The sequence below is a fragment of the Cellulomonas sp. WB94 genome (assembly GCF_003115775.1).
Lineage (GTDB): Bacteria > Actinomycetota > Actinomycetes > Actinomycetales > Cellulomonadaceae > Cellulomonas_A.
Window position 1 is genome coordinate 1,005,971 of sequence record NZ_QEES01000002.1, and the last position, 25,171, is coordinate 1,031,141.

A 25,171-nucleotide genomic window follows, 5' to 3' on the forward strand; every position below is an offset into this window, starting at 1 on the left:
CGAGCGGGGTGTGCCGCCCCACGCCCACGCAGCGGGCGTGGGGCGGCACCTTCCACTACTTGACGGTGAAGCCCTGCTGCTTGGCGTACGTGGTCAGGGCGTCCTGCCACGCCTTCAGCGCGCCGACGATGTCGCCCTTGTCAGCGATCGCCTTGCCCACCGACTCCTGGCCGGCGGAGTACGCGTAGTCCATGAACGGCAGCCAGCTGAAGTCCTCCGGCACCGTCTTGGAGATGTCCGCGAACACCTGGTTGACCTTCTGGCCCCCGTAGAACTCGGGCGCGAGGTCGCTGAACTCCTTGCTCGTGAGCGTGGCGTTCGTCGTCGGGAACAGGAACTGCGTGTTCGCCAGCATCAGCGTCGACGCCGGGTCGTGGTTGATCCAGAGCGCGAGCTGCGCCGCGGCGATCGGGTTCTGCGTGCTCTTCATCACCGCGTCGGACGAGCCGCCCCAGTTCGCGGAGACCGGCGAGCCGGACGCGTCCCACTGCGGGATGTTCGCGGCACGCCACAGCCCGGAGGTGTTGGCCGCCGTGCCCTGCAGGAACACCGGGGCCCAGGCCGCCGTCGGCGCCCAGCCGGCGTACTTGCCGTTGGCCAGCCCCTGGTACCAGGTGTCGGTGAAGTCCGGGTCGACCGAGACGTCACCGGCCTGGATGAGGTCCTGCCAGTACTGCGCGACCTTCGTCGCCTCCGGCGAGGTGACGTTGATCGTGACCTGCTTGTCGCCGTCCCAGCCGAACGGCCGGGCGCCGGCCTGCCACAGCATGGCCGTGAACTGGCCCATGTCGTTGCCCGGCATGTTCGTCAGGTAGACGTTCGGGTCGGCCGCGTGCAGCGTCTTCGCGGCGGTGGCGAACTCGTCCCACGTCGTCGGCACGGCGATGTTGTGGGCCTTGAGGATGTCGTCGCGGTACAGCCCTCCCATGGGGCCCGAGTCCTGCGGGATGCTCCAGATCTTCGAGCCGTCCGTCGACAGGACCTGCTTCCACACCCACGGCACGTAGTCCGCGCTGGTGCTCGCCGGGATGTACGGCGTCAGGTCGAGCAGGTTGTCACCGAGGGCGAACGACTGCACGTGCTGGAACTCGATCTGGGCGACGTCAGGCGCGCCCTTGCCGGCCTGCAGCGCGCTGCGCATCTTCTTGTAGTGGTCGGCGCCCTGGCCGACGTTGACGACGTCGACGGTGATCGCCGGGTAGGCAGCCTCGAAGAGCTTGACCTCGTTCTCGATGTCCGGGACCCACGTCCAGAACGTGAGCTTCGTCGGCGTCGTCATCGCCTTGTCGATGTCCGCCTGGCTGATCGCCGCTGCGGGGCCGGTCGCCTTGTCGCCCGAGCCACCACCGCTGCACGCCGTGAGCGCCAGTGCGGCGACAGCCATCCCTGCGGTCAGTCCCATGGCCTGACGACGCCACGTGATCTTCGTTCTCGACATGCTCCACTCCTTCGTGTTCCATGCGGGCGTTCTGGTGGGGTCCGTCATCGCCGGGCTGGCGGTGCGGCCGTTGTCTCCCGGATCACGAGCTCGACCGGGACGTTCTCGCGGCGGTCCTGCGGCCGCGGGTTCTCGATGGCGTCGATGAGCATGCCGACGCCGAAGGTGGCCAGGTAAGCGAGGTCCTGTCGGACGGTGGTGAGGGCCCGCGACAGGTAGGCGGCCTCTGGCACGTCGTCGAAACCGACGACGCTCACGTCACCCGGCACGTCGCGTCCGGCCTCCTCGAACGCGCGCAGGAGGCCGATCGCCATCTGGTCGTTGGCGGCGAAGACCGCAGTGACCTCCGGGTCGGCCGCCAGGGGGCCTCCCAGCTCGTAGCCGGACCGGACGCTCCAGTCGCCGCGCACGACGGCCGGCTCCGGTGCGCCGGCGGTCTGGATCGCGCTGCGCCAGCCCTCGAGCCGCAGCTGGGCCGTCCGCCAGTTCCCCGGGCCGGCGATGTGGTGCACGGTGCGGTGCCCCAGCCCCAGCAGGTGCTCCGTCGCGAGCCGGGCGCCCGACGCCACGTCGACATCTGCCACGATCTCGCTGGTCGACAGCCCGTACGAGCCCGACAGGCTCAGCACCGGCAGGTCACCGAGGGCACCGGCGTCCAGGGTGAACGCCCCGTCGGGCTCGTTGACGACGATCCCGTCGACGCCCTGGTCGACCAGCGAGCGCAGCGACCTCGTGATCGTCGCCGGCTCGTCCTCGAACGTGTTGATGACCGACATCGCGTACCGGGCCCTGCGGATCGCGCTCTCGGCCGCCAGCATCAGCGAGGACGGGCCGAAGTCCGTCGACCCGACCGACAGCACCCCGATGGTGCGGCTGCGACCGAGGACCAGGTTGCGGGCGGCGCGGTTGGGCCGGTAGCCCAGCGCGACGATGGCGCCGTTGACGCGCTCGCGCACGGCAGCGCTGACGTGCGGGTCGCCGTTGATGACGCGGGACACCGTCTTCTGCGACACCCCTGCTGCCCGGGCCACGTCCATGGCCACGACCGGGTGCGGCTTGCTGGCGACGAGCCCGTCGGTCACGATCTCGTCCCCTTTCAACGTCGATGTCGAATGACTACGTAGTCAACTACTGGATGTCTACGTAGTCAAGTGATCTAGGTCACAAAATTGCATCGATCCGGAGCCCGGGGGCCGCGGGAGCGTGACCACCACCGCCAGTCCCGCGGACGGCCGTCGGACCGCGGTCGGACCGCGGTCGGACCGCGGCCGGACCGCCGTCGGACCGCCGTCGGACCGCCCTCGGGCACGGCCCCGTGCGCGGCGCCGGGCGCGAGTCCGCACACGGATCGGAGGCTCTCCGTAGCATCGGTCCATGGCGCTCCTGCACCGGGCCGAGCTGCGGCCGTCCAAGATCGAGCTCGTCGCGAGCTGGGCACCGACCCAGCCCTGGTTCGAGGCGGGCGCCGGCGCAGAGCTGGCGACCGTCGGTTCTTTCCGTTTCGACGACCCCGCGGGCGAGGTCGGCATCGAGACGCTGCTCGTCCGGGCGGGTGACGGCCCGGTGATGCAGGTGCCCCTGACCTACCGCGGATCGCCGCTCGACGGCGGCGACGCGTGGCTCATCGGCACGATGCAGCACTCCGTCCTGGGCGAGCGGTGGGTGTACGACGGCGCCGGGGACCCCGTCTACCTGACCGCTGTCGCGACCGCTGCGCTCACGGGCGGCCGCCAGGCCGACCAGTACGTCGACTCGGGCGGCGAGCTGGTCTTCCGCGAGCCGACGGCTCTCGTCGTCGGCAGCGGCACGAGCGGCACGCCTGTGCCATCCACGGTGCCGGCCGACACCGTGTCGATGCGGAACGAGCAGGGGTCGACCGTCGTGGAGGCGGGCGACCTGCGCCTCGTCATCGTCCGTACGGTCCGCGCCGGCGGCCGCTCTGCCCGCCCCCTCGGCACCCTCGACCCGGTCGATGGCGCGCCGTCGGCCGTGCTGTCCGGCACCTGGTCAGACCAGGCCGAACCGCGGACCCTGGTCGTCGTGCTCGCCAGCTGAGCTCGGCCGACGCGGGATTCGTAGGCTGGGGGCATGGCCGACACCTGCGTCGCGCGCGTCCCGGTCTTCGCGAGCCTCTCGCCGGACGACCAGCACCGGGTCGAGACCCTGGCGCGGCCGACCCACCTGCATGCGGGTGAGACGGCGTACTCCGCCGACGACGACGTGTCGCAGCTCATGGTCCTGCACACGGGCCGCCTCAAGATCTTCCGGCTCTCGGCCGACGGGTCCGAGCAGCTCGTCCGGGTGCTGCTGCCCGGCGAGTTCACCGGCGAGGCCTCGGTGTTCACGGGGCAGCGGCCCGACAGCTACGCCACCGCGCTGGACGAGAGCCGGCTCTGCGTGTTCCGCCATGACGATCTCAGGGCCTTGATCACCCAGCACCCCGACATCGGCCTGCGGATGCTGGCCGCGGTGAGCGAGCGGCTCTCCGACACCGAGCGCCGACTCGGCTCACTGACCTCCCGCGGCGTCGAGGGCCGTCTGGCCGACTACCTCCTCGGCCTACCCAGCGCCTGGCGGGACGGCATCGCGACGGTGACCCTGCCGCTGGCCAAGAAGGACGTGGCCGCGCTGCTCGACACGACCCCCGAGAGCTTCAGCCGGGCGCTGAAGGGCCTCGCCGCCCAGGGGCTGATCGTCGTCGGTGCGGGGCGGTCGGTGTCGATCACGCAGCCTGACCGGCTCCAGCGGCTGGTCGACGTGGTGGCGTGACGCGTCGACTCCCCGCAGACGTTCGACTCCCCGCAGACGCCAGCAACGCGGTCTCCCACCGCGTGCGTTGACCTCAGGACGTGAATCCGCACTCGCACAGCACGTTGAACTCCACCACCCGATCACCCTCGTCGGGCCTGGCCCACGCCTCCGCCTGTGCTCGCGTGGCGAACGTGCGCGGCGCGAGCCGCCCGTCTGCCATCAGGACGCCCACCGCGACGGCCTCGCGCGGGTCGTCGACGTCCACGGGGCCGGTCGGGTCAGGGGCCCGTCCGTCCCGCACAGCCTCGGTGCTCATGGTGCCGCCCTTCCGTTCGATGGTCTGGCCGGGATCGCGACTTCTACCGTGCGCCGCCCCGTCGGACGTGTCAAAGGGCCAGGAGCTCGTCGCCCAGGAGCGAGCCCCCAGACGCGCCTGCGCCCCCACAGCTTGCGCAGCACCACCGCGTCGACACTCTCGACCCCGACGAAAGGCTCGTCCCAGATGCGGGAGTCGTCCGAGACGTCCACGTTGTCGCCGGCCATGAAGTAGCTCGACGCAGGGACGTGCCGGGTCTGGGTGAAGGCGCCCCGCACCCGGGAGCGTCCATCGACGGACTCCCCGTTGACGAACAGCCGTCCGGCCTCGAGCTCGACGAGGTCCCCCGGCAGGCCGACGACGCGCTTGACCATCCGCAGCCCGCCGCGGTGGAACACCACGACGTCACCCCGGCGCGCCCGCACCCCCGCCCGGCCGACCCGCCGCGTGAGCAGCAGGTCGGACGCGCGGTAGGTAGGGGCCATCGATTCGCCGGCCACCCTGACGAGGCGGGTCATGACCGTTGACCTAGTGCGCGTGGCTGAGCTCGTGCCCGTGCTCGTGACCGTGCTCGTGGTGCTCGTGCTCCTCACCCTCGGCGTACGTGAAGAAGCTCACGTACGCGGCGAGGTAGCGCCGGCCGGCCGCGACGTCGTCGACATCGAAGTCCATGACGGCCAGCGCGGCCTGGAAGCGCTCGTGGAGCTCGGCACGGCGCTCCGCGGGAACCATCGGCAGCAGCGCAGCGTCCGAGCCGCGGGCGATGGCCTCGTCGGCGGCCTCGACGACCGGGTCGACCCGGGTACCGACGGGCTGGATGCCGGTGAAACCGACGCCCTCGCCCATCCGGTGGATCCGGACCAACGTCTCGAGGAAGAGTCGGTCGGCCAGCTCGGCGGCATCGGCTCCACGGCTGCGCACCTTCAGCGCCTTCTCGAAGACGTCGCGCAGCTCGGCCTCGCCGTCGGCGGGGATCCACTTCAGCGCATGGTTGATGTTGCCCGTCTCCAGCGCCCTCCGTCCGTCCTTGACGGCCGGGCCCTCGGCGGTGTCGCAGTGGGCGTGCACCGTGGACGGCTTCAGCGCGCCGAGGAGACCGGCGAGACCGGTGATGAGGGTGGTGAACATGGGGGCTCTCCTTCGCTTGAGTTGTCCCCACGCTAGGAAGATCGCCGCCGCGCCGCCTTGACGACGGTCAAGTCCCGTCCGGGTGGTCTCGGTGGACCGCGTGCGCCTGCTAACGCCCGGCGTCTGCCACGAACCGGGCGGCCGCGCCCGCTCGCGCTCCCCGGCCGGTGAGACCGAGCTTGGCGTACACGTTGGACAGGTGCCGCTCGACGGTGCGCACGCTGAGGACGAGCGCGTCGGCGATCTCGTCATTCCCCTGGCCCCGTGCGACCAGCCCGAGGACCTCGCGCTCACGCGAGGTCAGACCCGCAAGACTGCGGGCCGCCGACGAGGCAGCGCCCTCCGGACCGCCCAGGAAGGCAGCGATCTCGTCGGTGAACGCCGTCCAGGCCGGCTCGTCCGCCAGCAGGATGTGGTTGTCGCTCTCGAGCGGGACGAACGAGGCCCCGGGGATGAGCGAGGCGAGGCGCCGGCCCTCCTCGAACGGCACCAGCCCGTCCCCCCGGGCGTGCAGGACGAGCGTCGGGACGTCGAGACCGGCCGCGAGGTCGCTGACGTCCAGCTCGGACCGGATCGCGCGCGCCCGCGCCGCCTGTTCCGGGGAGGAGGACACCTGCTGGAGCTCGTCGAACCACGCCATCTGCTCCTCGGAGCCGCCCGGCACGAAGAGCGTGGTGAACATCCGCCGGTACGCGGGGTTCCGACCACCCCAGCCCGCTCTCGTCAGGGCGACGAGCGCGGCTGCCTCCTCGCGCGCCTGCGGGCTCGGGTCGCGCCGCAGCCGCCCACGCCCGTAGGTCCCGTAGAGGACCACACGGCTCACCCGCTCGGGGTGGCGGGCCGCATACGCGATCGCCGTCGGACCGCCCTGCGACATCCCCAGGAGAGCGAAACGGTCGACGCCAGCTGCGTCGACAACCGCCTCGAGGTCACCCACCCAGCGCGCGAGGGAGAGCTCCGGGTCGCTCCGGTCCGAGAGCCCGCAGCCGCGCTCGTCGTAGCGCACCACGGTGCTGCGACCGCTCAGGAACTCCAGCCAGTGGCGCCACACCGGCGAGGTCCAGTCCCGCTCGAGATGGGTGAGCCAGTGGCCCGCCTTGACCACGGGGGCACCACGGCCGCCGACGGCGTACGCCAGCCCGGTGCCGTCCGCCGCCGTGCAGAACCGCAGCTCCTGCCGCATGCCTCTGGACTGTACAAGCGCGGTCGGCGGGCAGCACCTGCGTGCCGGCCGACACGGTCGGCAGCGGAGAGCCCAGGAGATGGGTGCCGGCTCGGACGCGGCGCCCGGCCCCGAGCCCCTAGCGTCGTGCTGGTCGGCCGGCCGGCCGACCAGCACGAAAGGACAACGCGATGCCACTCATCAACGTGAAGATCATCGAGGGCGTGTTCGACGCGGACCAGAAGCGTCAGATCGTCGAGCGGCTGACCGACGCGATGGTCGGGATCGAGGGCGAGAACATGCGGCCCGTCACCTGGTGCGTCGTCGAGGAGGTGCGCAGCGGCGACTGGGGCATCGGCGGGAAGCCCCTGACGACGCAGGACGTCAGAGAGCTCGCCGCCGGCGTGCCCGCCACGGTCTGAGCGACCGCCGCGAGGTCGAGGTGGCTACCCCGCAGGGAACGTCACCACGACCTTGTCGGCCGCCCCCGGCGTCATCGCGAGCGTCAGGGCGTCCTGGACGCTGTCGAACGGGATGCGGTCGCTGATGATCTGGGCGTACTTCTCCCAGGCCGCGACGATGTCGGCGGTGACCTCGAAGATCTCGGTCGGGTACCCCATCGCCATGTGGATGGAGAGCTCGGTCGACAGGATCGCGCCGAAGTCGACCTCGACGGGCTTCTTGTGGACGGCAGGGATGCTCAGCCGGGCACCCTTCTTCGCGATCTTCAGCACGGTCTGGATGACGGCGGGCACGCCCGCGGCGTCGATGAACAGGTCGGTGCCCCGCCGGAGGTCGCCCGCGCGGAGCGGGACCCCGCCGTGCAGCTCGATGAGGCGCGCCGCGACGTCCTCGGTCGACGAGTCGATGACGGCGTCCGCGCCGATGCTCAGAGCCTTCGCGAGCCGCGCCGGGAGCACGTCGATGACGACGACGCTCGCCAGGCCGCGGAGCTTGAGGTCGATGAGGGCGCCGAGGCCGATGGGTCCGGCGCCGAAGACCACGGCCCGCTCACCGGCGACCGGCGCTGCCCGGTTGACGGCGTGCCGGGCCACGGCCATGGGCTCGTTGAGCGCCGCGACCTCGAACGGGATCTCGTCGGGCACGATCGCGAGGCTGACCCCGACCGTGGCGTCCTGGATCAGCAGGAAGTCCGCGAGCCCACCCGTGGAGCCGCCGTTGCCGATGATCCCGGTCGGTGCCGCCATGGGGTTGATGACGACGTGGTCGCCCACCGCGATGCCGACGACGTCGTCGCCGACCTCGACGACCTCACCGGCGATCTCGTGGCCGAGCGGCGTGGCGCCCTGGCGCGGCGGGATCCCACCGATGTGGATGTAGAACACGTCCGACCCGCAGATGCCGCAGGCCCGCACGCGGACGAGGACGTCCTTCGGTCCGGCCGAGGGACGATCGACCTCCTGGACCTCCGTCGTGCCCGGTCCGGTCACCACCACCGTGCTCATCCGCGCCATCGTGGACTTCCCTTCCAGCTGCGCCGTTGCAGATCTCCAGGCAACCGTAGGGCTCAGCCCTGCGCGCGGTAGTCGTCCGCACGGGTGACGTACCGCGACGCGTTGCCATGCAGCGCCTCGACCTCGGCGTCGGTGAGCTGACGGCGCACCTTGCCTGGCACGCCGGCCACGAGCGAGCGCGGCGGGATCACGGTCCCCTCGAGGACGACCGCCCCGGCAGCCACCAGCGAGTCGTGCCCGACGACGGCCCGCGTCAGCACCGTCGCGTTCATGCCGATGAGGCAGCCGTCCTCGATGGTGCAACCGTGCACCACCGCTCCGTGCCCGACGCTCACGCCGCTGCCGACGACCGCCGGCGACCCGAGCTCGGTGTGCACGACGACGTTGTCCTGGAGGTTGGACCCGGGTCCGATCTCGATCTCGTCGATGTCGCCGCGCAGCACCGCACCGAACCACACGCTCGCCTCGGCGTGCACGCGCACCTTGCCGATCAGGGCGGCGCTCTCGGCGATCCACGCGGTCTCGTGCACCTCGGGCGTCCGTCCGGCGAACCGCAGCAAGATCATGCGGACCAGGCTAGTTCGCCGGGCGTCGCCCCCACGCATCGGCCCAAGGGTCCTATGCCCTGCAGTCCGTCGTCGCCGTAGGCTCCTCGTCAGAGCCAAGCGCCGACCAAGGGATCAGACATGGGCAGCACGGCGCCCGTCGACAAGACGGTGAGCCCGAGGCCCGCAATTGCGGTCCTCACCTCCGGCGGAGACGCCCAGGGCATGAACGCGGTGGTCCGGGCAGTGGTCCGGACGGCCATCGGTGCCGGGGCGGACGTGTACGCGGTCTACGAGGGCCTGCAGGGCCTCGTCGACGGCGGCGACCGGATCAAGAAGTTCGACTGGGGGTCGGTGGGCTCGATCCTGCACCGCGGCGGCACCGTGATCGGGACCGCCCGGTCGGCCGACTTCCGGCAGCGTGCAGGGCGGCTCAAGGCCGCCCGCAACCTCGTGCAGCACGGCATCGACCGGATCGTCGTGATCGGCGGGGACGGCTCGCTGTCCGGTACCGACCTGTTCCGCGGCGAGTGGACCGGGCTGCTCGCGGAGCTCGCCACCGCGGGTGAGATCACCGCCGAGCAGGCCGGGCGGCACGGCACCCTCATGGTGGCCGGCGTCGTCGGCTCGATCGACAACGACATGGTCGGCACCGACATGACGGTCGGCGCCGACACGGCGCTGCACCGGATCATCGAGGCGATCGACGCTCTCTCGAGCACCGCGGCGAGCCACCAGCGGTCGTTCGTCGTGGAGGTCATGGGCCGCCACTGCGGCTACCTCGCCCTGATGAGCGCCATCGCCGGCGGCGCCGACTACGTGCTCATCCCGGAGAACCCGCCGCCGGACGGCTGGGAGGACGAGATGTGCGCCCGGCTCCGGGCGGGGCGCGCTGCCGGACGTCGCGACAGCATCGTCGTCGTGGCCGAGGGTGCCCGGTCCCGGTCCGGAGAGCCCATCACGAGCCAGGGCGTCCGCGACCTGCTCGAGGAGCGGCTCGGGGAGGACACGCGCGTCACGATCCTCGGCCACGTGCAGCGAGGCGGCACCCCCAGCGCGTACGACCGGTGGATGCCGACGCTCGTCGGCCACGCGGCGGCGATGGAGGTCCTGGGCGCCGGACCTGACGACGAGCCGCAGCTCATCGGGGTGAGCAACAACCGGGTGCACCGGACCCCGCTCATGGAAGCCGTCCAGCGCACCCGGGAGATCCCCGGGCTGATCGACGCCGGCGACTACGAAGGCGCGATGGCCGCCCGCGGCTCGTCCTTCAGCGAGATGGTGCAGGTCTTCCAGCGCATCGCCCAGGTGGCGCCGACGGACCTGCCGGCCGGCTCCCGGATCGCCATCCTGCACGCGGGCGGGCTCGCGCCCGGCATGAACACCGCTGTGCGGGCCGCCGTGCGCCTCGGCCTGTCCCGCGGGCACACGATGCTGGGCGTCCGGGGCAGCTTCCAGGGCCTCATCGACGGCGACGTGAGCGAGCTGACCTGGGGGGACGTCGACGGCTGGGTGGGCATCGGCGGTGCGGAGCTCGGCACGAGCCGGGCAGCGCCCGGCGTGGAGCAGTACTACGCCGTGAGCCGGGCACTCGAGAACCACGACATCCAGGCGGTCCTGGTGATCGGCGGGCACCGCGCCTACGAGACGATCCACCGGATGCTCCAGGAGCGGGACCGCTACCCCGGGTTCCAGGTGCCTGTCATCTGCCTGCCGACGACGATCGACAACAACCTGCCGGGCTGGGACATGGCCATCGGCGCCGACACGGCGCTGTGCTCCATCGTCAGCTCCGTGGACCGGCTGAAGCAGTCGGCGATGGCGTCGCGCCGGTGCTTCGTCGTCGAGGTCATGGGCCGGTACTGCGGCTACCTCGCGTTCATGGGCGCCCTGTCCGTCGGTGCCGAGCGCGTCTACCTGCACGAGCAGGGCGTGCACCTGGCCGACCTCACCGAGGACGTCGCGAAGATGGTGGCGGGCTTCGCGGCCGGCCGGAGCTTCCACCTCGCGATCCGCAACGAGGCCGCGAGCGTCGGGTACACGACGGAGTTCCTCTGCCAGCTGTTCACGGAGGAGTCGGACGGGCACTTCGACGTGCGCCCGATGGTCCTGGGCCACCTGCAGCAGGGTGGGAACCCCACGCCCTACGACCGCGTCCACGCGACCCGGCTCGCCGCGTACTGCGTGGACTGGCTCTCGGGTCAGATCGACGCGGGCAAGCGCGAGTGGGGCTTCGTCGGGCTGGACGACGGGGCCCTGGCCACCGTGCCGATGAAGGCCATGACCGACCTCGTCGACGCGAAGTTCCGCCGGCCGGTCGACCAGTGGTGGCTCGAGCTGCAGCCGATCATGGAGGCCCTCGCGACGGAGCCGCCCGAGTAGCCACGGCCTGCACGACGAGCGGGGCGACGCCTGGTCAGGCGTCGCCCCGCTCTCGTCCACCCCGGCCTGCTCGTGGCGGGCCGGGGACCTCAGACGAGGACCGGCACCCGCTCCTCGGCGACCTCGACGTCGGTGCGCGTCGCGGCGGGCCGAGCCGTGATGAGCACGCCCGCGATCACGGCCGCGGCGAGCAGGAACCCGACGGCCCACCAGATCGCCACGGAGAACCCGTGCACGACGCCGGTCGCCATCGCGAGCTGGCTCGTGCCGTGCGTGGTCAGGTAGCTCGCAGTGGCCGACGTGGCGACGGTGTTCAGCAGGGCGATCCCGATCGACCCCCCGACCTGCTGCGACGTGTTGACCATCGCCGACGCGACGCCGGCGTCCCGCGGTGCGACACCGAAGGTCGCCGTGCTCATCGCGGGCATGAACGTCGAGCCCATGCCGAGCCCGAGCAGGAGCAGCGACGGCAGGACGTGCGTCGCGTAGCTCGAGTCGACCTGGATGCGGGTCAGCAGGACGAGCCCGGTGGCCGCGACGAGCAGTCCGGGCACCATGATCATGCGCGCCGGGACCCGCGGCAGCAGGCGGCTGGCGATCCCGACAGCGCCGGTCATCATCCCCGCGGTGAGCGGCAGGAACGCCAGGCCGGTGCGCACCGGCGAGTAACCCAGGGTGACCTGCAGGTAGTAGGTCAGGAACAGGAACATGCCGAACATGCCGACGGTGACCAGCCCCACGCTGAGGAGCGCGCCGGCGCGGTTGCGGTCACGCAGGACACGCATCGGCAGCAGGGGGTGCGCGACGCGACCCTCGGCCACCACGAACAGGGCGATCAGCACCAGCCCGCCCGCGAGCAGCGACAGCACGAGCCCGGAGGTCCAGCCGTGCTGGGTGGCCTCGCTCAGACCGTAGACGATCGAGAGCAGCCCGGCGCTGGCCAGGACGGCGCCGACGACGTCGAGCCGCGACTCGCTGTCCCGACGGCGGTCGTGCAGGAACACTCGCGCCCCGATCACCGCGACGATCGCGATCGGTGCGTTGACGAGGAGGGTCCAGCGCCAGCTCATGTACTCCGTGAGCAGACCGCCGGTGATCAGTCCGATCGCGCTGCCGCCGCCCGCGATGGCGCCGTAGATGCCGAACGCGCGGGCGCGCTCGTGAGGCTCGGTGAACGTGGTGCTCACGAGGGACAGGGCCGCGGGCGCCAGGAGCGCCGCGAAGACGCCCTGCAGACCGCGCGCGGCGAGCAGCATGCCGCCGGACGCGGCGATCCCGCCGAGGGCCGAGGCGCCGGCGAAGCCGAGCAGGCCGATGATCATGGCGCGGCGACGCCCGATCAGGTCACCGACACGACCGCCGAGGAGCAGCAGGCCACCGAACGCCAGGGTGTAGGCCGTGACGACCCACTGACGGTTGCCGTCGCTGATGCCGAGGTCGGCCTGGGCGGACGGGAGGGCGATGTTCACGATGGTCATGTCGAGCACGACCATGAGCTGGGCGAGGGCGATGGCCGCAAGGCCCCACCAGCGGCGGGGGTCAGGCGCGGTGTCGCGCGGCGCGTCGACCGCCGCGGACGAGGGCGTGGCAGAGTCCATGAGAGGACCTTCCTGAAAAGGTGTGGGAGAGCAGCGACGCTCGATGGGGGGCCGGGTGGCTCGCGTCGTGTGACCGAGCGACATGTGACGGAGTGCTCATCTACTTGCCGGCCGGCAAGTTGTAGACTCGAAGATAGATCCATACTTGCCGGTCGTCAAGTAAGTACGATGGGCAATCGCGAACAGGGAGATGACGGCACATGGAGGCGGACACCCGTCGCCGCGGCGACACGCGCAGCGAGATCCAGCGGGTCGCGCTGTGCCGCTTCACCGAGGACGGCTACGACAAGACGTCCCTGCGGGAGATCGCCGAGGACCTCGGCGTCACCAAGGCCGCGCTCTACTACCACTTCCGGACCAAGGAGAACATCCTCGAGTCCCTGGTCACCGACATCGGCAAGTCCGTCGACGACCTCGTCGCCTGGGCCGGCTCCGCACCGTCCACCCGCGAGCGCCGGCAGGAGCTGCTGCGCCGGCTCGCGGCCCTCGCCCAGAGCGGCGTCGGCGACCTCATGCGGTGCGTCCAGCAGAACGAGGCGTCACTGACCTCGCTGCCGCAGGCCACCGACGTCGTGCACCGTTACAAGGAAGAGCTGTGGCGCGCGTGCACGCCCCCCGACGCGACGCTCGAGGACAAGCTCCGGGCGAGGATCGCCATCATGACGATTCTGATCGCCGGCAAGGGCGCGGCCGAGCTCGGCGGGACCGACCAGGAGCGGACGGACGCAGCGCTGCGGATCGCCTTCGAGATCATGCCCTGACCTGACCTGACGCCTCGACGCTGCGGTCCCGTCACCTAGGTCAGAAGTCCGGCAAACCTGTTCAAGCGCGACCTTACTGTGCTCCCAGGAGCCAGCGTCGGCACCACCGTGCTGGACGCGATGTGGCGGACGGCGCGGAGAGCTGTCGCTGCGCCTGCGATCACACCAATGGAGGTCTGACGTGCGCGAACTGTCTGAGAGCGACCGCTTCACCGTGACGGTGAACAGCCGCGAGATCGAGGTCTTCGAGGGCCTGACGATTCTCGAGGCGCTCGTGCTGGAGGGCATCGAGGTGCCGTCGCTCTGCCACGACATCCGGCTCGAGCGGTCCAACGGCAACTGCGGGCTGTGCGTCGTGGAGGTCGGGGCCGAGGCGCCGCGCGACGTGAAGGCGTGCCTGACGCCGGTCACGCCCGGCATGGTCATCACGACCCACTCCCCGCGGCTCGTCGAGTACCGCAAGGTCCGGCTCCAGCAGCTCCTGTGCGACCACAACGCCGACTGCGTCGCACCGTGCGTCGAGACGTGCCCGGCCAACATCGACATCCAGACCTACCTCAGCCACGTCGCGGACGGGAACTTCCGGGCCGCCGTCCACGTCATCAAGGACCGCAACCCGTTCCCCTCGGTGTGCGGCCGCGTGTGCCCCCACCCGTGCGAGTCCGAGTGTCGCCGCAGCCTCGTCGACGAGCCCGTCGCGATCAACTACGTGAAGCGGTTCGCGGCCGACTGGGACATGGCGCAGGACTCCCCCTGGCTCCCCCGGGTCGAGGAGCCGACCGGCAAGCGGATCGCCGTCGTCGGCGCCGGTCCGTCGGGCCTGTCCGCCGCGTACTACAGCGCGATCGCCGGCCACGCCGTCACCGTGTTCGAGAAGCAGGACCACGCCGGCGGCATGATGCGCTACGGCATCCCGGAGTACCGGCTCCCGAAGGCCACGCTCGACCAGGAGATCGGCGTCATCCAGTCCCTGGGCGTCCAGATCGTCACGGGCAAGGCGCTCGGCACGCACCTCAACCTCGAGGACCTCAAGCGGGACTTCGACTCCGTGTACCTCGCGATCGGCTCGTGGCGGGCGACGCCGCTGGGCATCGACGGTGACCGCCTCGAGCACGTCGAGCTCGGCATCGACTACCTGCGGCACATCACCAAGGGCTCGACCCGCTCGCGCGGCGACAACATCGTCGTGATCGGCGGCGGCAACACCGCGATCGACTGCGTCCGGACGGCCCTGCGCAAGGGAGCCAAGAGCGTCAAGCTCGTCTACCGGCGCACCCGCGCCGAGATGCCCGCCGAGGCGTTCGAGGTCGAAGAGGCGCTGCACGAGGGCGTCGAGATGGTCTTCCTCACCGCACCGACCAAGATCACCGAGACCGACGACGGCACCAAGCAGCTGCACTGCACGAAGATGGAGCTCGGCGAGCCCGACCGGTCCGGCCGCCGCCGGCCCGTGATGATCGAGGGCAGCGACTTCGTCATCGAGGCCGACACCATCATCGGTGCCATCGGCCAGAGCACCGACACCGGCTTCCTCTACAACGACCTGCCGGTGCGCCTCAACAAGTGGGGCGACATCGACGTCGACGGCTTCACGATGCAGTCGTCGGAGAACAACGTCTTCGCCGGCGGCGACTGCGTGACCGGCCCGGCGACCGTCATCCAGGCCGTCGCGGCCGGACGACGCGCCGCCATGGCGATCGACGAGTTCGTCACCCGCGGCTACGTGCGCCCGAGCACGGAGGACTACACGTGCAGCCGGGGGACGCTCGAGGACCTGCCGAAGGCCGAGTTCGAGGACATCCCCAAGCTCGTCCGCGCGAGCATGCCGGGCCTGGCGCCCGCGGCGCGCATCGACAGCTTCGTCGAGGTCGAGACAGGGCTGACCGAGGCGGAGGCCCGCGCCGAGGCGGCCCGTTGCCTCAAGTGCGGGTGCGCCAAGCAGAACCACTGCGCCCTGCGCCAGGAGGCGACCGACCACGGCGTGGCGTTCGCGACGCCGCTGCACATCCGCCCGTACTCGCCGATCGTGGCGGACCACCCGTTCATCGTCCGCGACAACAACAAGTGCATCGGCTGCGGTCGGTGCGTCGCGGCCTGCGCCGAGATCGAGGGCCCCGGCGTCCTCGCGTTCCAGTTCAGCGGCGGACGCATGACGGTCGGAACCACCACCGGCCTCCCGCTCGGACAGACCGACTGCGTCTCGTGCGGGCAGTGCGTGCGGGCCTGCCCGTGCGGCGCCCTGGACTACGTGCGCGAGCGCGGCCCGGTGTTCACGGCGATCAACGACCCGGCGAAGGTCGTGGTCGGGTTCGTCGCTCCCGCGGTGCGCAGCGTGATCGCCGCCGAGTACGGGATCCCGTTCGACGAGGCGTCGGCCTTCATCGCCGGCATGATGCGCAAGATCGGCTTCGACAAGGTGTTCGACTTCTCGTTCGCCGCCGACCTCACGATCATGGAGGAGACGACCGAGTTCCTCGGACGCGTGACGTCCGGCGGCGTGCTGCCGCACTTCACGTCCTGCTGCCCCGGTTGGGTGAACCTCGTCGAGCGGCGGTGGCCGGAGATGATCCCCCACCTGTCGAGCTGCAAGTCGCCCCAGCAGATGATGGGCGCCACGGTGAAGAACCACTTCGCCCAGCAGGCGGGCATCAGCCTCGACGAGCTGTACGTCGTGTCGATCGTGCCGTGCCTCGCGAAGAAGTACGAGGCGGCCCGGCCCGAGTTCGCGCCCGAGGGGATCCGCGACGTCGACGCCGTCCTGACGACGACGGAGTTCATCGAGATGGCGGAGATGCTGCGCCTGAAGGCCGACGACATCACGCCCGGCGAGTTCGACGCGCCGTACGCGCGGGTCAGCGGAGCCGGCGTCCTCTTCGGCGCGTCGGGCGGGGTCGCGGAGGCCTCCCTGCGGATGGCCGTCGAGAAGCTCACCGGCGAGCCCCTGGTCGACCAGCTCGACTTCCACGAGGTCCGCGGGTTCGAGGGCTTCAAGGAGGCGACCGTCACCGCGGGCGGCACGACCGTCCGGGTCGCCGTGATCTCCGGTCTCAACAACGTCGACCCGCTCGTGCGGCGCATCGTGGCCGGCGAGGACGTGGGCTACGACCTCGTCGAGGTCATGGCCTGCCCGGGCGGCTGCGTCAACGGCGCCGGGCATCCCGTGCCCGACCGCGTCGGCGAGATGGCGGCCCGGCAGAAGGTGCTCGTCAACATCGACCAGACCTCGCGGTACCGCAAGTCGCAGGAGAACCCGGACATCCTCCGGCTCTACGACGAGTACTACGGCGAGCCCAACTCGGACACCGCCCACCACCTGCTCCACACGAGCTACGCCCCGTTCCGGGACGAGCCGATCGTCCCGACCCGATGAAGGGCCCGACCTCCATGAAGCGACTCGCGACCGCGGCAGCCGGCATGATGCTGGTGCTCGCCCTGCTGCCCGGCTGTGCCGGCTCCACGCCCGCGGCGGCGACCACGGCTGCGGCGACGACCGCCTCTGCGACACCGAGCCCCGAGGCCCCCGTCGTCAAGACGACGATCCGCATCGCGTCACTCAAGGGCCCCACCACGATGGGCCTGGTCAAGCTGACGAGCGACGCCGAGGCCGGTCAGGGCAAGCAGGACTACGAGGCGACGATGTACGGCACCCCCGACGAGGTCGTGCCGCTGCTCATGAAGGGCGACGTCGACGTCGCCCTGCTCCCGGCCAACCTCGCCGGCGTGCTCTACAACAAGCTCAAGGCGACGCCGGACGCGGCGATCCAGGTCGCGGCGATCAACACCCTCGGGATGCTCGAGGTCCTCGAGTCGGGCGACACCGTCACGACCATCGCCGACCTCAAGGGCAAGACGGTCTACAGCACCGGCAAGGGAGCGTCGCCGGAGTACGTCCTGGACTACCTGCTGAAGGAGAACGGCCTCGACCCGGCGACCGACGTCACCGTCGAGTTCAAGAGCGAGGCCACCGAGGTCGCTGCGGTGCTCGCCAGCACACCCGGGGCCATCGGCGTCCTCCCGCAGCCGTACGTCACCGTCCTCAAGACGAAGAGCCCCACCATCCGCACCGCGCTGACCCTCACCGACGAGTGGGCCAAGGTCACGACGGACTCCCAGATGGTCACGGGTGTGGTCGTGGTCCGCCGGGCGTTCGCCGAGGCGAACCCGGACGCCTTCGCCGACTTCCTGGCCGACTACCAGGCGTCGACCGAGTTCACGAACTCCAGCCCGGCGGAGGCCGCGGCGCTGATCGCCGAGGTCGGCATCGTGCCCTCAGCTCCCATCGCCGAGGCGGCGATCCCCGCCTGCAACATCACCTACATCGACGGCGCCGAGCTCAAGACCACCCTGGGCGGGTACCTGCAGGTGCTGTTCGGGGCCGACCCGGCCTCGGTCGGCGGAAGCCTGCCGGGCGATGACTTCTACTTCGGCAGCTAGCGCGCCGACCGGGCTCGTGCCGTGGCGGGTCGTCCGCCCGGCACTGGTCGTCGCGTTCTGGGTGGGCGTGTGGCAGGTCGCCACGGTCATCGTCCACCAGGAGATCCTGCTCGTCTCACCCGCAGGGGTGCTTGTCCGGCTCGTGGAGCTCATCCCCACGGCGGGCTTCTGGGGAACGGTCGCGCACTCGTTCGTCCGCATCTCGGCGGGGTTCCTGCTCGCTGCGGTCGTCGGGGTCCTGGGAGCGGCCCTGGCGGCGGCGTCACGGGTCGTCGACGCCCTGGTGACGCCGATGGTCACGGCGATCCGCAGCACGCCCGTGGTCAGCTTCATCATCCTGGTGCTGATGTGGGCGAGCAGCGGCCAGCTGGCTCTCGTCATCAGCTTCCTGATGGTCCTGCCCATCATCTACACGAACGTCCTCGAGGGGATCCGGCACCGCGACCGGTCGCTGCTGGACGTCGCGCAGGTGTTCGAGGTGCCGCTGCTGCGCCGGCTCCCCGCCATCGACGTCCCCGCCGTCCTGCCCTTCTTCGTCGCGGGCTGCAAGGTCGGCGTCGGCCTCGCGTGGAAGAGCGGCATCGCGGCCGAGGTCATCGGACTGCCGAGGGGCAGCATCGGCGAGCAGCTCTACCAGGCGAAGCTCTTCCTCAGCACCGCGGACCTGTTCGCCTGGACGGTCGTGATCGTCGCGGTCAGCTACGGGTTCGAGCGCCTCGTGCTCGCCACGCTCACGCGCGCGCAGGTCCGGGTCGCCCGCGGGCGCACGACGTGATCACGCTGCGCGGGCTGACCCAGAGGTTCGGGGACGAGGTCGTGCTCGACGGGCTCGATCTCGACCTGGTCGACGACGGGGTCACGGTGCTGATGGGGCCGAACGGTTCCGGGAAGACGACGGTCGCACGGCTGCTGCTGGGGCTGGCCGCGCCCGACGGCGGCACGGTGAGCGGTCTGGAGAGGCTGCGACGCGCGGCCGTCTTCCAGGAGGACCGGCTGTGCGAGCAGCTCACCGCGGTCGGCAACGTGCGCCTGGTCCTGGACCGCGCCACGCGTGCGTCGGCCGTCGTGTCCGAGCTGCGCCGGGTCGGCCTGGACGGTGAGTCGCTCATCAAGCCGGTGCGTGACCTCTCCGGCGGGCAGCGTCGACGGGTCGCGATCGTCCGGGCCCTGATGGCCGACGCCGACCTCCTCGTGCTCGACGAACCCTTCAAGGGACTCGACGCCGAGGCGAAGACCCTGGTCATGGCCTACGTCCGCGAGCGCTGCGACGGCCGGACGACGCTCCTGATCACCCATGATCCCGCCGAGGCCGCGTGGTTCGGGATCCGCCCGGTGGAGCTCGTTCGCCGCAGCGAGGCGTGACACGCTCGTCGGGCCCACCCGGACGGCGTTCACCCCCCACGAGCCAGGAGTGACCCATGGCAGATACGACCCCCACGTCGCTGGCGGCAGCCAGCGGGGAGGCCCTCATCGTCCGCGCGCTCTACGAGACGCTCGAGACCCGGTTCAACGGCAGGACCTGGTCGCTGCACGAGCTGATGATCGGCTTCTCGAACGACGTCGGGCACATCGGGCGCCTCGTCCTCGCCCACGACGGCACCTGGCCGATCGACGGCGACGTGACCGCCGAGCTCAAGCACAAGCTGGCCGAGTCCCTGTGGTGGACCTTCGTCCTCGCCGACAAGCTCGGCGTCGACATCGACGGCGCCTTCACCGAGACCATGAGCACGATCCGCACGGGTCTGCTCGAGACGATCGACCGGACGGCACCCGAGCCTCCGCAGGGATGACGCGCCGCGCGCCGCGGGAAGCCCTGCCCACCGGGCTCCCAGACTTCGCGAGACTCCCAGGCTGCGCATACCGGGGACCGGGTCCGGCTGTCAGGTCCGCTCCACATCCTGATCGGACACCGCACCCTACGACCGACCTCAGGAGATCCCATGACCACCGCACCGTCAACAGTCCGCAAGCGCATCGCCGGCGTCGCCCTCATCGGCGCCATCGCCGGAGCGGGGGTGATCGCAGCCTCGGTCGCGGCCAACGCGACCGACGCCACGCCCGCGCCGGCCACCTCGACCTCGACCTCGTCGGGCACGGCGGACTCCGACGCCGGCACGGCCGACTCCGGCGCGGGCACGCCCGCACCGAGCGGCACCGTCGACGAGAGCAAGAGCGTCCGGTCCGACGAGCACCTGCTCACCGGCACCGACGCGGACAGCGCCACCGCGGCGGCCCTGGCCGCGTACCCCGGCGCGACCATCCAGCGCGTCGAGACCGACAGCGACGGCGTCTACGAGGCCCACCTCGTCACGGCAGCCGGAGAGCGCCTGATCGTCCAGATGGACGCCTCGTTCACCGTGACCGGAACCCAGACGGGTGGCCCCGGCGGCGGGGCGGCCGGCAGCGACAAGCACGGCGCGTCCGACGGAGCCCGCGGCACCGCCCCCACCGACGCGCAGTCCGCCACTACGACCAGCTGACCCACCGGCCCTCGGACTCGCACCGGATGCCCGCAACGACCACCGACGCGGGCATCCGGTGCGCTCGCGCGCATCGGGCCGCGTGCGGAGGCAGCCGGCCTGTGACGGGGCACCCGGCCGGCCGGCGACGGCTATGCGTCGCCGAGCACGCGCGCGAACCATCCCCCGGGCGGCACGTCGGGCGGCCCCACGTCGTCCGGCCGGAACTGCCGGTCTGGTTCGCGCGGCCACAGCATCTGGCCGCGGCCGGCCGCGGCGGCGATGGCCTCCCCCGGGATGACGACACGACCCTCGGGCAGGTGGTGCGTCACCGAGGCCGCGACGACAGTCAGGTCACCGGCCGGCCGTGGCGTGAGCCAGTAGCTGATCTCGTAGCTGCGGCCGCCACCGCCGCTGCTCTGAGGCTGGAGGCTCGGGCCACCCGACGCGCCCTGGCCCAGGCCGGCGAGCGCGTCGCCCTGGAACGACGTCGCCGTCGAGCCGTCGGCCAGCTCGACCCCGACAAGCACCTCGCGATCGAACGCAAGACGCTGCGGGCCGATCGGCCCCGGCTCGTCGTCAAGCCGGTGATGCAGGATGAAGCTCAGCAGCGCGCCGTTGCTGAGCACCTGCAGCGACCTCAGCGTGAAGGCGACGTCGGCGTTGCGGGTCAGCACGGTGTCCACGGGGAGGGTTCCCGCGAGCTCGTTGTCGGGCGGCATCCGCCGCCGCCACGCGTCCATCGCCGCCTGGGCGGCCTCGTCGTCCCGGCCGTCGCTCGAACCGAACACCACGGTGTGCATGCCTCCGACCCTTCCGTGCCGGCCGATGCCGGTCAAGGACGGTGCCCGCCGGCGCCATGCGCGGTGGTGAGTGATGCCACGATGTCCCCGTGACGGACGTGGCACTGACGCGGGACGCGCTTGCCGCGTTCGAGCCGCAGCGGCGCCGGCTGTTCGGCATCGCCTACCGCATGCTCGGCTCGGCGAGCGAGGCCGAGGACATGGTCCAGGAGTCCTGGCTGCGGTCGCAGGGTGCGGACCGTGCGAGCGTGCGCGAGCCCGCGGCGTTCCTGGCGACGACCGTCACGCGCCTGTGCCTCAACGCGTTGTCGTCGGCGCGCGCCCGCCGCGAGCTGTACGTCGGTCCCTGGCTCCCCGAACCCGTCTCGACGACCGACGACCCGACACTCGGTGCCGAGCGCGCGGAGGCACTCTCGCTCGCCGTGCTGCTGCTCATGGAACGACTCACCCCCGCCGAGCGGGCCGCCTACGTCCTGCGCGAGGCGTTCGTCTACAGCCACCGCGGCATCGCAGCCGTCCTGGAGACCACCGAGGCGAATGCCCGGCAGCTCGTGAGCCGGGCCCGCGCGCACGTCACCGCCGAACGTGCTGCGCCGGTCGAGCCCGGGCCCCGCGACAGGCTGCTCGGCGCGTTCCTCACCGCTGCGCAGGGGGGTGACCTCGCGGGGCTCGAGGCGGTGCTGAGCGGCGACGTCCTCGCGCTCGCGGACGGCGGAGGTCGGGTCACTGCCGCGCGGAAGTCCGTGCACGGACGGGTCCGCACCGCCGGTTTCCTCGTGGGGGTGCTCGCGAAGTTCGGCCGTGGCGTCGAGGCGGTGCCGATCGAGGTCAACGGCGAGCCCGCCGTGCTCGGCGTGCGGGATGGTTCCCCGGTCGCGATCTGGTCCGTGGAGATCGCGCCGGACGGCATCCGGCGGGCGCTCATCGTGCTGAACCCCGACAAGCTCGCGCGGTTCACCGCGGCTGCGCTGTCACATTCCTGAGCCGTGTCCGGTCAGAGTGCTGACACCCGAGAAAGGACACCATGACCACGATTCTCGTCACCGGCGGAACAGGCAGGCTCGGCCGTGACACCGTTCCCGTCCTGAGGGCCCGCGGCGCGGACGTCCGCGTGCTGAGCCGTCAGCCGAGCACCGCCCCGGACCGTCGGACGGGAGACCTCGCGACCGGCGCCGGCCTCAACGCGGCCCTCGCAGGTGTCGACACCGTGGTGCATCTCGCCGCAGGACGCGACCAGCCGGGCGAGACACGCCACCTGGTCGACGCGGCCGCCGGCGCGGGCGTCGCGCACCTCGTTTTCATCTCGATCATCGGCATCGACGAGATCCCTCTCGCGTACTACCGCGAGAAGCTCGCGGCCGAACGACTCATCACCGCTGGTGAGGTCGCCTGGACCGTCTTCCGCACGACGCAGTTCCACCAGCTGGTGGCCGGGCTGTTCGCCGCGCAGCGCTGGTCGCCGCTGCTGCTCGCACCCGCGATCTCGATCCAGCCGATCGACACCCGCGCGGTCGGTGCGCACCTCGCCGACCTGGCCCTCGACCGGCCGCAGGGCCGTGCACCCGAGCTCGGCGGTCCCGAGGTGCTCGACGGCCGTCGGCTCGCCGAGCTGTACCGCGCGAACCGTGGCGGGCACCGCCCGATCGTCCGTCTGTCGATGCCGGGGCGCACCTTCGCGGGCTACGCGGCCGGCCATCACCTCGCTCCGGGCTCGCGAGCAGGAGGGCGCACGTTCGAGGCGTTCCTGGCCGACGAGACGGTGGCCGGTCGATGACCCTGGTCACCTGGCTCGCTCTCGTCGTCCTCGCGTTCGTCGAGCTCGTCGTCGGGCTCTGGAACCAGTGGTTCCCGGACAGCTTCTACCGTGACTTCCCGACGGTCGCCCTGACACCACCGTTCAGCGAGCACTACGCCCGGGACTTCGGGGGCGCGACAATCGGCATCGCCGTCGTGCTGGTCGCCGCGCTCGTGTCGCCACGGCCCGTCCTGGTCGTCACGGCCGGGCTGGCGTCCACGGTCTTCGCCGTCCCGCACCTCGTCTTCCACCTCGAGCACCTCGACGGCGCCTCGTCCGCTCAGGCGATCGTTCTCACCGCGGCCAACGCGACCGCGGCCGCGCTGGGGATCCTGCTCGTCGCGCTCGGGACGAAGGACGGGCTGCAGCGCACCGGGTCGGGACGAACCGCAGGCATCGTCCCAGGCCAGGGGTCGTTTTCAGGTCACGGAACCGGGCCTGACGGACAGCCGCGAAGCTAGGGTGGTCCCCATGGGCGATCGACCGGTGCACCGTGCAGGGCTCGGCGGCCTGCCGGCACCCCAGACCCCGCAGGGCTATGCCGAGTGGTGTCGCGCCGCGTGCCTCGCGCTCCCGGGAGCGTTCGTCGACTGGCCCTTCGGCCCCGACAGCGACGTGTTCAAGATCCACGGCAAGATGTTCGCCCTGCTCTGGCACAACCCGCGGGTGAGCGAGCACATGATCGTCAACCTCAAGGCCGAGCCCGACGAGGTGCCGTTGCTCATCGCGACGCACGAGGTGGTCGGGCCCGGGTTCCACATGAACAAGCGGCACTGGATCACCGTCGAGCTGTGCCCGGCCGCCGACCTGGGCTTCGTCGAGGAGCTCATCGAGGACTCCTACGACAACGTGGTAGCGGGCCTGCCCCTGCGGCTGCGGTCCTCGCTGCGTTCGCTGGGCGCCACTCCATCGACGAGGACGGACCGATGACAGGCTTCGACGACATCACGATCGAGGAGCTGCGCGCGACCGGCGGGCTCAAGTGGAGCGCCTTCCCCGACAAGATCGGCGCGTTCGTCGCCGAGATGGACTTCGGCATCGCGCCGCCGATCACCCGCGCGCTCCACGCAGCGGTCGACGCCGGAGCGTTCGGCTACCTCCCGGCCGCCGTGGCCCGGAGCATGTCGCTCGCGTACAGCGAGTTCGCCCGCGACCGGTACCGGTGGGACGTCGCGGCCGACGACGTCCGACCGCTGGCCGACGTGATCGCCGGGCTCGAGGTCGCGATCCGGCGCTTCTCGGCCCCCGGCTCGGCCGTCATCATCCCGACGCCCGCCTACATGCCGTTCCTCACCGTGCCGGGCGCACTGGGCCGCGACCTGATCCAGGTCCCGATGGCCTCCGTCGGTGGCCGGTACTCCTACGACCTCGACGCCCTCGACGCGGCCTTCGCGGCCGGCGGCAACCTGCTCGTCCTGTGCAACCCGCACAATCCCGTCGGCCGGGTGCTGGACCGCGGCGAGCTCGAGGCGATCGCCGAGGTCGTCGCGCGGCACGGCGGGCGGGTGTTCTCCGACGAGATCCACGCCCCGCTCGTCTTCCCCGGGCACCGGCACACCCCCTACGCCTCGATCTCCGACGTGACCGCGGCGCACACCCTGACCGCGGCGTCGGCCTCCAAGGCGTGGAACGTTCCGGGCCTGAAGTGCGCGCAGTTGATCCTGTCGAACGACGAGGACCGCGAGCTGTGGACGACGATCGGTCCGGCCGCCGAGCACGGCGCCGCCAACCTCGGCGTGATCGGCAACACGGCCGCGTACACGGCCGGCAGCCCGTGGCTGGACGACGTCCTGACCTACCTCGACGGCAACCGGCGCGCGCTCGACGACCTCGTCCGCCAGCAGCTCCCCGGCGTGCGGTACGTGCCCCCCGAGGGCACCTACCTGGCCTGGCTCGACGTGCGCGACCTAGAGCTGGGCGAACGACCTGCCCAGTTCTTCCTCGAGCGCGCCGGGGTCGCGATGATCGACGGCGGGCTGTGCGGGGACGCCGGCCAGGGCTTCGTTCGGTACAACTTCGCGACGCCGCGACCGATCATGGAGCGGACGATCGAGGCCATGGCGCGGGCGCTCGCCGCGCGCTGAACCTCGCGGACCCGCCGGGCGGTCAGCAGGCGTGGATGTC

At 71.4% G+C, this 25,171-nt stretch carries 26 protein-coding genes; 16 read left to right on the forward strand and 10 right to left on the reverse strand.

The features are described 5' to 3' along the window. Positions 1 to 55: 55 nt before the first annotated feature. Both DDP54_RS05815 and DDP54_RS05820 read right to left on the reverse strand, forming a co-directional pair. Positions 56 to 1,438 carry an extracellular solute-binding protein gene (locus DDP54_RS05815; protein WP_242448246.1) on the reverse strand — a complete coding sequence of 461 codons (1,383 nt, stop codon included), beginning with the start codon at positions 1,436 to 1,438 and terminating at the stop codon, positions 56 to 58. 44 nt (positions 1,439 to 1,482) lie between these two features. Then, positions 1,483 to 2,520: a LacI family DNA-binding transcriptional regulator gene (locus DDP54_RS05820; RefSeq protein WP_242448247.1), complete on the reverse strand. Its 1,038-nt coding sequence runs from the start codon at positions 2,518 to 2,520 to the stop codon at positions 1,483 to 1,485. Between the two features lie 292 nt (positions 2,521 to 2,812). Here DDP54_RS05820 and DDP54_RS05825 point away from each other — a divergent pair, with 292 nt between their 5' ends. After that, a complete protein-coding gene (locus tag DDP54_RS05825) occupies positions 2,813 to 3,493 on the forward strand; it encodes a hypothetical protein (protein WP_109130941.1) in 681 nt (226 codons plus the stop codon). Positions 3,494 to 3,526: 33 nt separating this feature from the next. Continuing rightward, entirely contained in the window at positions 3,527 to 4,207 is a 681-nt protein-coding gene (locus DDP54_RS05830) for a Crp/Fnr family transcriptional regulator (RefSeq protein WP_109130942.1), read from the forward strand. Between the two features lie 73 nt (positions 4,208 to 4,280). Here the strand turns inward: DDP54_RS05830 and DDP54_RS05835 are convergent, their stop codons facing one another. From DDP54_RS05835 to DDP54_RS05850, 4 genes are all read right to left on the reverse strand, one after another. Continuing rightward, a complete protein-coding gene (locus tag DDP54_RS05835) occupies positions 4,281 to 4,505 on the reverse strand; it encodes a hypothetical protein (protein ID WP_109130943.1) in 225 nt (74 codons plus the stop codon). Continuing rightward, positions 4,502 to 5,023 carry a signal peptidase I gene (gene lepB / locus DDP54_RS05840; RefSeq protein ID WP_109130944.1) on the reverse strand — a complete coding sequence of 174 codons (522 nt, stop codon included), beginning with the start codon at positions 5,021 to 5,023 and terminating at the stop codon, positions 4,502 to 4,504. Before lepB ends, DDP54_RS05835 begins: the two co-directional genes overlap by 4 nt. A 10-nt stretch (positions 5,024 to 5,033) precedes the next feature. Then, positions 5,034 to 5,633 (reverse strand): DUF6448 family protein, encoded by a 600-nt coding sequence (locus tag DDP54_RS05845; protein WP_109130945.1) that lies wholly within the window; start codon positions 5,631 to 5,633, stop codon positions 5,034 to 5,036. A gap of 109 nt (positions 5,634 to 5,742) precedes the next feature. Beyond that, positions 5,743 to 6,816 carry an alpha/beta fold hydrolase gene (locus tag DDP54_RS05850; protein WP_109130946.1) on the reverse strand — a complete coding sequence of 358 codons (1,074 nt, stop codon included), beginning with the start codon at positions 6,814 to 6,816 and terminating at the stop codon, positions 5,743 to 5,745. A 170-nt stretch (positions 6,817 to 6,986) separates the two neighbouring features. Here DDP54_RS05850 and DDP54_RS05855 point away from each other — a divergent pair, with 170 nt between their 5' ends. After that, positions 6,987 to 7,217 (forward strand): 4-oxalocrotonate tautomerase family protein, encoded by a 231-nt coding sequence (locus tag DDP54_RS05855; RefSeq protein ID WP_109130947.1) that lies wholly within the window; start codon positions 6,987 to 6,989, stop codon positions 7,215 to 7,217. 24 nt (positions 7,218 to 7,241) lie between these two features. Here the strand turns inward: DDP54_RS05855 and DDP54_RS05860 are convergent, their stop codons facing one another. Beyond that, complete coding sequence (locus DDP54_RS05860) at positions 7,242 to 8,261, reverse strand: zinc-binding dehydrogenase (RefSeq protein ID WP_109130948.1); 1,020 nt, start codon at positions 8,259 to 8,261, stop codon at positions 7,242 to 7,244. Positions 8,262 to 8,323: 62 nt separating this feature from the next. Beyond that, entirely contained in the window at positions 8,324 to 8,836 is a 513-nt protein-coding gene (locus DDP54_RS05865) for a gamma carbonic anhydrase family protein (protein WP_109130949.1), read from the reverse strand. Positions 8,837 to 8,956: 120 nt separating this feature from the next. Between DDP54_RS05865 and DDP54_RS05870 the strand changes: the two genes are divergently transcribed. Continuing rightward, positions 8,957 to 11,197, forward strand: coding sequence for a 6-phosphofructokinase (locus DDP54_RS05870; protein WP_109130950.1), 2,241 nt, complete (start codon positions 8,957 to 8,959; stop codon positions 11,195 to 11,197). Positions 11,198 to 11,286: 89 nt separating this feature from the next. Here DDP54_RS05870 and DDP54_RS05875 read toward each other — a convergent pair whose 3' ends face one another. Continuing rightward, positions 11,287 to 12,795 (reverse strand): MFS transporter, encoded by a 1,509-nt coding sequence (locus tag DDP54_RS05875; protein WP_109130951.1) that lies wholly within the window; start codon positions 12,793 to 12,795, stop codon positions 11,287 to 11,289. Between the two features lie 200 nt (positions 12,796 to 12,995). Between DDP54_RS05875 and DDP54_RS05880 the strand changes: the two genes are divergently transcribed. From DDP54_RS05880 to DDP54_RS05910, 7 genes are all read left to right on the forward strand, one after another. After that, positions 12,996 to 13,556, forward strand: a complete 561-nt coding sequence (locus tag DDP54_RS05880) for a TetR/AcrR family transcriptional regulator (protein WP_109130952.1) — start codon at positions 12,996 to 12,998, stop codon at positions 13,554 to 13,556. 181 nt (positions 13,557 to 13,737) lie between these two features. Further along, positions 13,738 to 16,926, forward strand: coding sequence for an NAD(P)-binding protein (locus DDP54_RS05885; protein ID WP_109130953.1), 3,189 nt, complete (start codon positions 13,738 to 13,740; stop codon positions 16,924 to 16,926). After that, positions 16,923 to 17,990, forward strand: a complete 1,068-nt coding sequence (locus tag DDP54_RS05890; protein ID WP_242448248.1) for an MqnA/MqnD/SBP family protein — start codon at positions 16,923 to 16,925, stop codon at positions 17,988 to 17,990. The genes DDP54_RS05885 and DDP54_RS05890 overlap by 4 nt, the downstream gene beginning before the upstream one ends. Beyond that, a complete protein-coding gene (locus DDP54_RS05895) occupies positions 17,968 to 18,765 on the forward strand; it encodes an ABC transporter permease subunit (protein WP_109130954.1) in 798 nt (265 codons plus the stop codon). The genes DDP54_RS05890 and DDP54_RS05895 overlap by 23 nt, the downstream gene beginning before the upstream one ends. Then, complete coding sequence (locus tag DDP54_RS05900) at positions 18,762 to 19,352, forward strand: ATP-binding cassette domain-containing protein (protein ID WP_109130955.1); 591 nt, start codon at positions 18,762 to 18,764, stop codon at positions 19,350 to 19,352. Before DDP54_RS05895 ends, DDP54_RS05900 begins: the two co-directional genes overlap by 4 nt. A gap of 56 nt (positions 19,353 to 19,408) precedes the next feature. Beyond that, positions 19,409 to 19,780 (forward strand): hypothetical protein, encoded by a 372-nt coding sequence (locus DDP54_RS05905; RefSeq protein ID WP_109130956.1) that lies wholly within the window; start codon positions 19,409 to 19,411, stop codon positions 19,778 to 19,780. Between the two features lie 150 nt (positions 19,781 to 19,930). Next, positions 19,931 to 20,470 (forward strand): hypothetical protein, encoded by a 540-nt coding sequence (locus DDP54_RS05910; protein ID WP_197711326.1) that lies wholly within the window; start codon positions 19,931 to 19,933, stop codon positions 20,468 to 20,470. Positions 20,471 to 20,601: 131 nt separating this feature from the next. On the opposite strand, the gene DDP54_RS05915 is transcribed toward DDP54_RS05910, so the two are convergent. Continuing rightward, positions 20,602 to 21,252, reverse strand: a complete 651-nt coding sequence (locus DDP54_RS05915) for a hypothetical protein (protein WP_109130957.1) — start codon at positions 21,250 to 21,252, stop codon at positions 20,602 to 20,604. Between the two features lie 89 nt (positions 21,253 to 21,341). On the opposite strand from DDP54_RS05915, the gene DDP54_RS05920 reads away from it, so the two are divergent. The 5 genes from DDP54_RS05920 to DDP54_RS05940 are packed head-to-tail and all read left to right on the forward strand — an operon-like array spanning position 21,342 to position 25,131. Next, positions 21,342 to 22,235: an RNA polymerase sigma-70 factor gene (locus DDP54_RS05920; protein WP_109130958.1), complete on the forward strand. Its 894-nt coding sequence runs from the start codon at positions 21,342 to 21,344 to the stop codon at positions 22,233 to 22,235. Positions 22,236 to 22,276: 41 nt separating this feature from the next. Next, positions 22,277 to 23,026, forward strand: a complete 750-nt coding sequence (locus DDP54_RS05925) for an NAD(P)H-binding protein (protein ID WP_109130959.1) — start codon at positions 22,277 to 22,279, stop codon at positions 23,024 to 23,026. After that, entirely contained in the window at positions 23,023 to 23,508 is a 486-nt protein-coding gene (locus DDP54_RS05930) for a hypothetical protein (RefSeq protein ID WP_109130960.1), read from the forward strand. The genes DDP54_RS05925 and DDP54_RS05930 overlap by 4 nt, the downstream gene beginning before the upstream one ends. A 10-nt stretch (positions 23,509 to 23,518) precedes the next feature. Next, positions 23,519 to 23,977: an MmcQ/YjbR family DNA-binding protein gene (locus DDP54_RS05935; RefSeq protein WP_109130961.1), complete on the forward strand. Its 459-nt coding sequence runs from the start codon at positions 23,519 to 23,521 to the stop codon at positions 23,975 to 23,977. Next, a complete protein-coding gene (locus tag DDP54_RS05940) occupies positions 23,974 to 25,131 on the forward strand; it encodes an aminotransferase class I/II-fold pyridoxal phosphate-dependent enzyme (RefSeq protein ID WP_109130962.1) in 1,158 nt (385 codons plus the stop codon). The genes DDP54_RS05935 and DDP54_RS05940 overlap by 4 nt, the downstream gene beginning before the upstream one ends. Positions 25,132 to 25,171: the final 40 nt, after the last annotated feature.

Coding starts and splice junctions, on each gene's coding strand:
- lepB (WP_109130944.1), bottom strand. CDS start 5,023: ATGACCCGCCTCGTCAGGGTGGCCGGCGAATCGATGGCCCCTACCTAC.
- DDP54_RS05890 (WP_242448248.1), top strand. CDS start 16,923: ATGAAGGGCCCGACCTCCATGAAGCGACTCGCGACCGCGGCAGCCGGC.
- DDP54_RS05925 (WP_109130959.1), top strand. CDS start 22,277: ATGACCACGATTCTCGTCACCGGCGGAACAGGCAGGCTCGGCCGTGAC.
- DDP54_RS05895 (WP_109130954.1), top strand. CDS start 17,968: ATGACTTCTACTTCGGCAGCTAGCGCGCCGACCGGGCTCGTGCCGTGG.
- DDP54_RS05845 (WP_109130945.1), bottom strand. CDS start 5,633: ATGTTCACCACCCTCATCACCGGTCTCGCCGGTCTCCTCGGCGCGCTG.
- DDP54_RS05825 (WP_109130941.1), top strand. CDS start 2,813: ATGGCGCTCCTGCACCGGGCCGAGCTGCGGCCGTCCAAGATCGAGCTC.
- DDP54_RS05855 (WP_109130947.1), top strand. CDS start 6,987: ATGCCACTCATCAACGTGAAGATCATCGAGGGCGTGTTCGACGCGGAC.
- DDP54_RS05835 (WP_109130943.1), bottom strand. CDS start 4,505: ATGAGCACCGAGGCTGTGCGGGACGGACGGGCCCCTGACCCGACCGGC.
- DDP54_RS05905 (WP_109130956.1), top strand. CDS start 19,409: ATGGCAGATACGACCCCCACGTCGCTGGCGGCAGCCAGCGGGGAGGCC.
- DDP54_RS05870 (WP_109130950.1), top strand. CDS start 8,957: ATGGGCAGCACGGCGCCCGTCGACAAGACGGTGAGCCCGAGGCCCGCA.
- DDP54_RS05875 (WP_109130951.1), bottom strand. CDS start 12,795: ATGGACTCTGCCACGCCCTCGTCCGCGGCGGTCGACGCGCCGCGCGAC.
- DDP54_RS05815 (WP_242448246.1), bottom strand. CDS start 1,438: ATGTCGAGAACGAAGATCACGTGGCGTCGTCAGGCCATGGGACTGACC.
- DDP54_RS05850 (WP_109130946.1), bottom strand. CDS start 6,816: ATGCGGCAGGAGCTGCGGTTCTGCACGGCGGCGGACGGCACCGGGCTG.
- DDP54_RS05830 (WP_109130942.1), top strand. CDS start 3,527: ATGGCCGACACCTGCGTCGCGCGCGTCCCGGTCTTCGCGAGCCTCTCG.
- DDP54_RS05910 (WP_197711326.1), top strand. CDS start 19,931: ATGACCACCGCACCGTCAACAGTCCGCAAGCGCATCGCCGGCGTCGCC.
- DDP54_RS05940 (WP_109130962.1), top strand. CDS start 23,974: ATGACAGGCTTCGACGACATCACGATCGAGGAGCTGCGCGCGACCGGC.
- DDP54_RS05930 (WP_109130960.1), top strand. CDS start 23,023: ATGACCCTGGTCACCTGGCTCGCTCTCGTCGTCCTCGCGTTCGTCGAG.
- DDP54_RS05860 (WP_109130948.1), bottom strand. CDS start 8,261: ATGAGCACGGTGGTGGTGACCGGACCGGGCACGACGGAGGTCCAGGAG.
- DDP54_RS05880 (WP_109130952.1), top strand. CDS start 12,996: ATGGAGGCGGACACCCGTCGCCGCGGCGACACGCGCAGCGAGATCCAG.
- DDP54_RS05915 (WP_109130957.1), bottom strand. CDS start 21,252: ATGCACACCGTGGTGTTCGGTTCGAGCGACGGCCGGGACGACGAGGCC.
- DDP54_RS05935 (WP_109130961.1), top strand. CDS start 23,519: ATGGGCGATCGACCGGTGCACCGTGCAGGGCTCGGCGGCCTGCCGGCA.
- DDP54_RS05865 (WP_109130949.1), bottom strand. CDS start 8,836: ATGATCTTGCTGCGGTTCGCCGGACGGACGCCCGAGGTGCACGAGACC.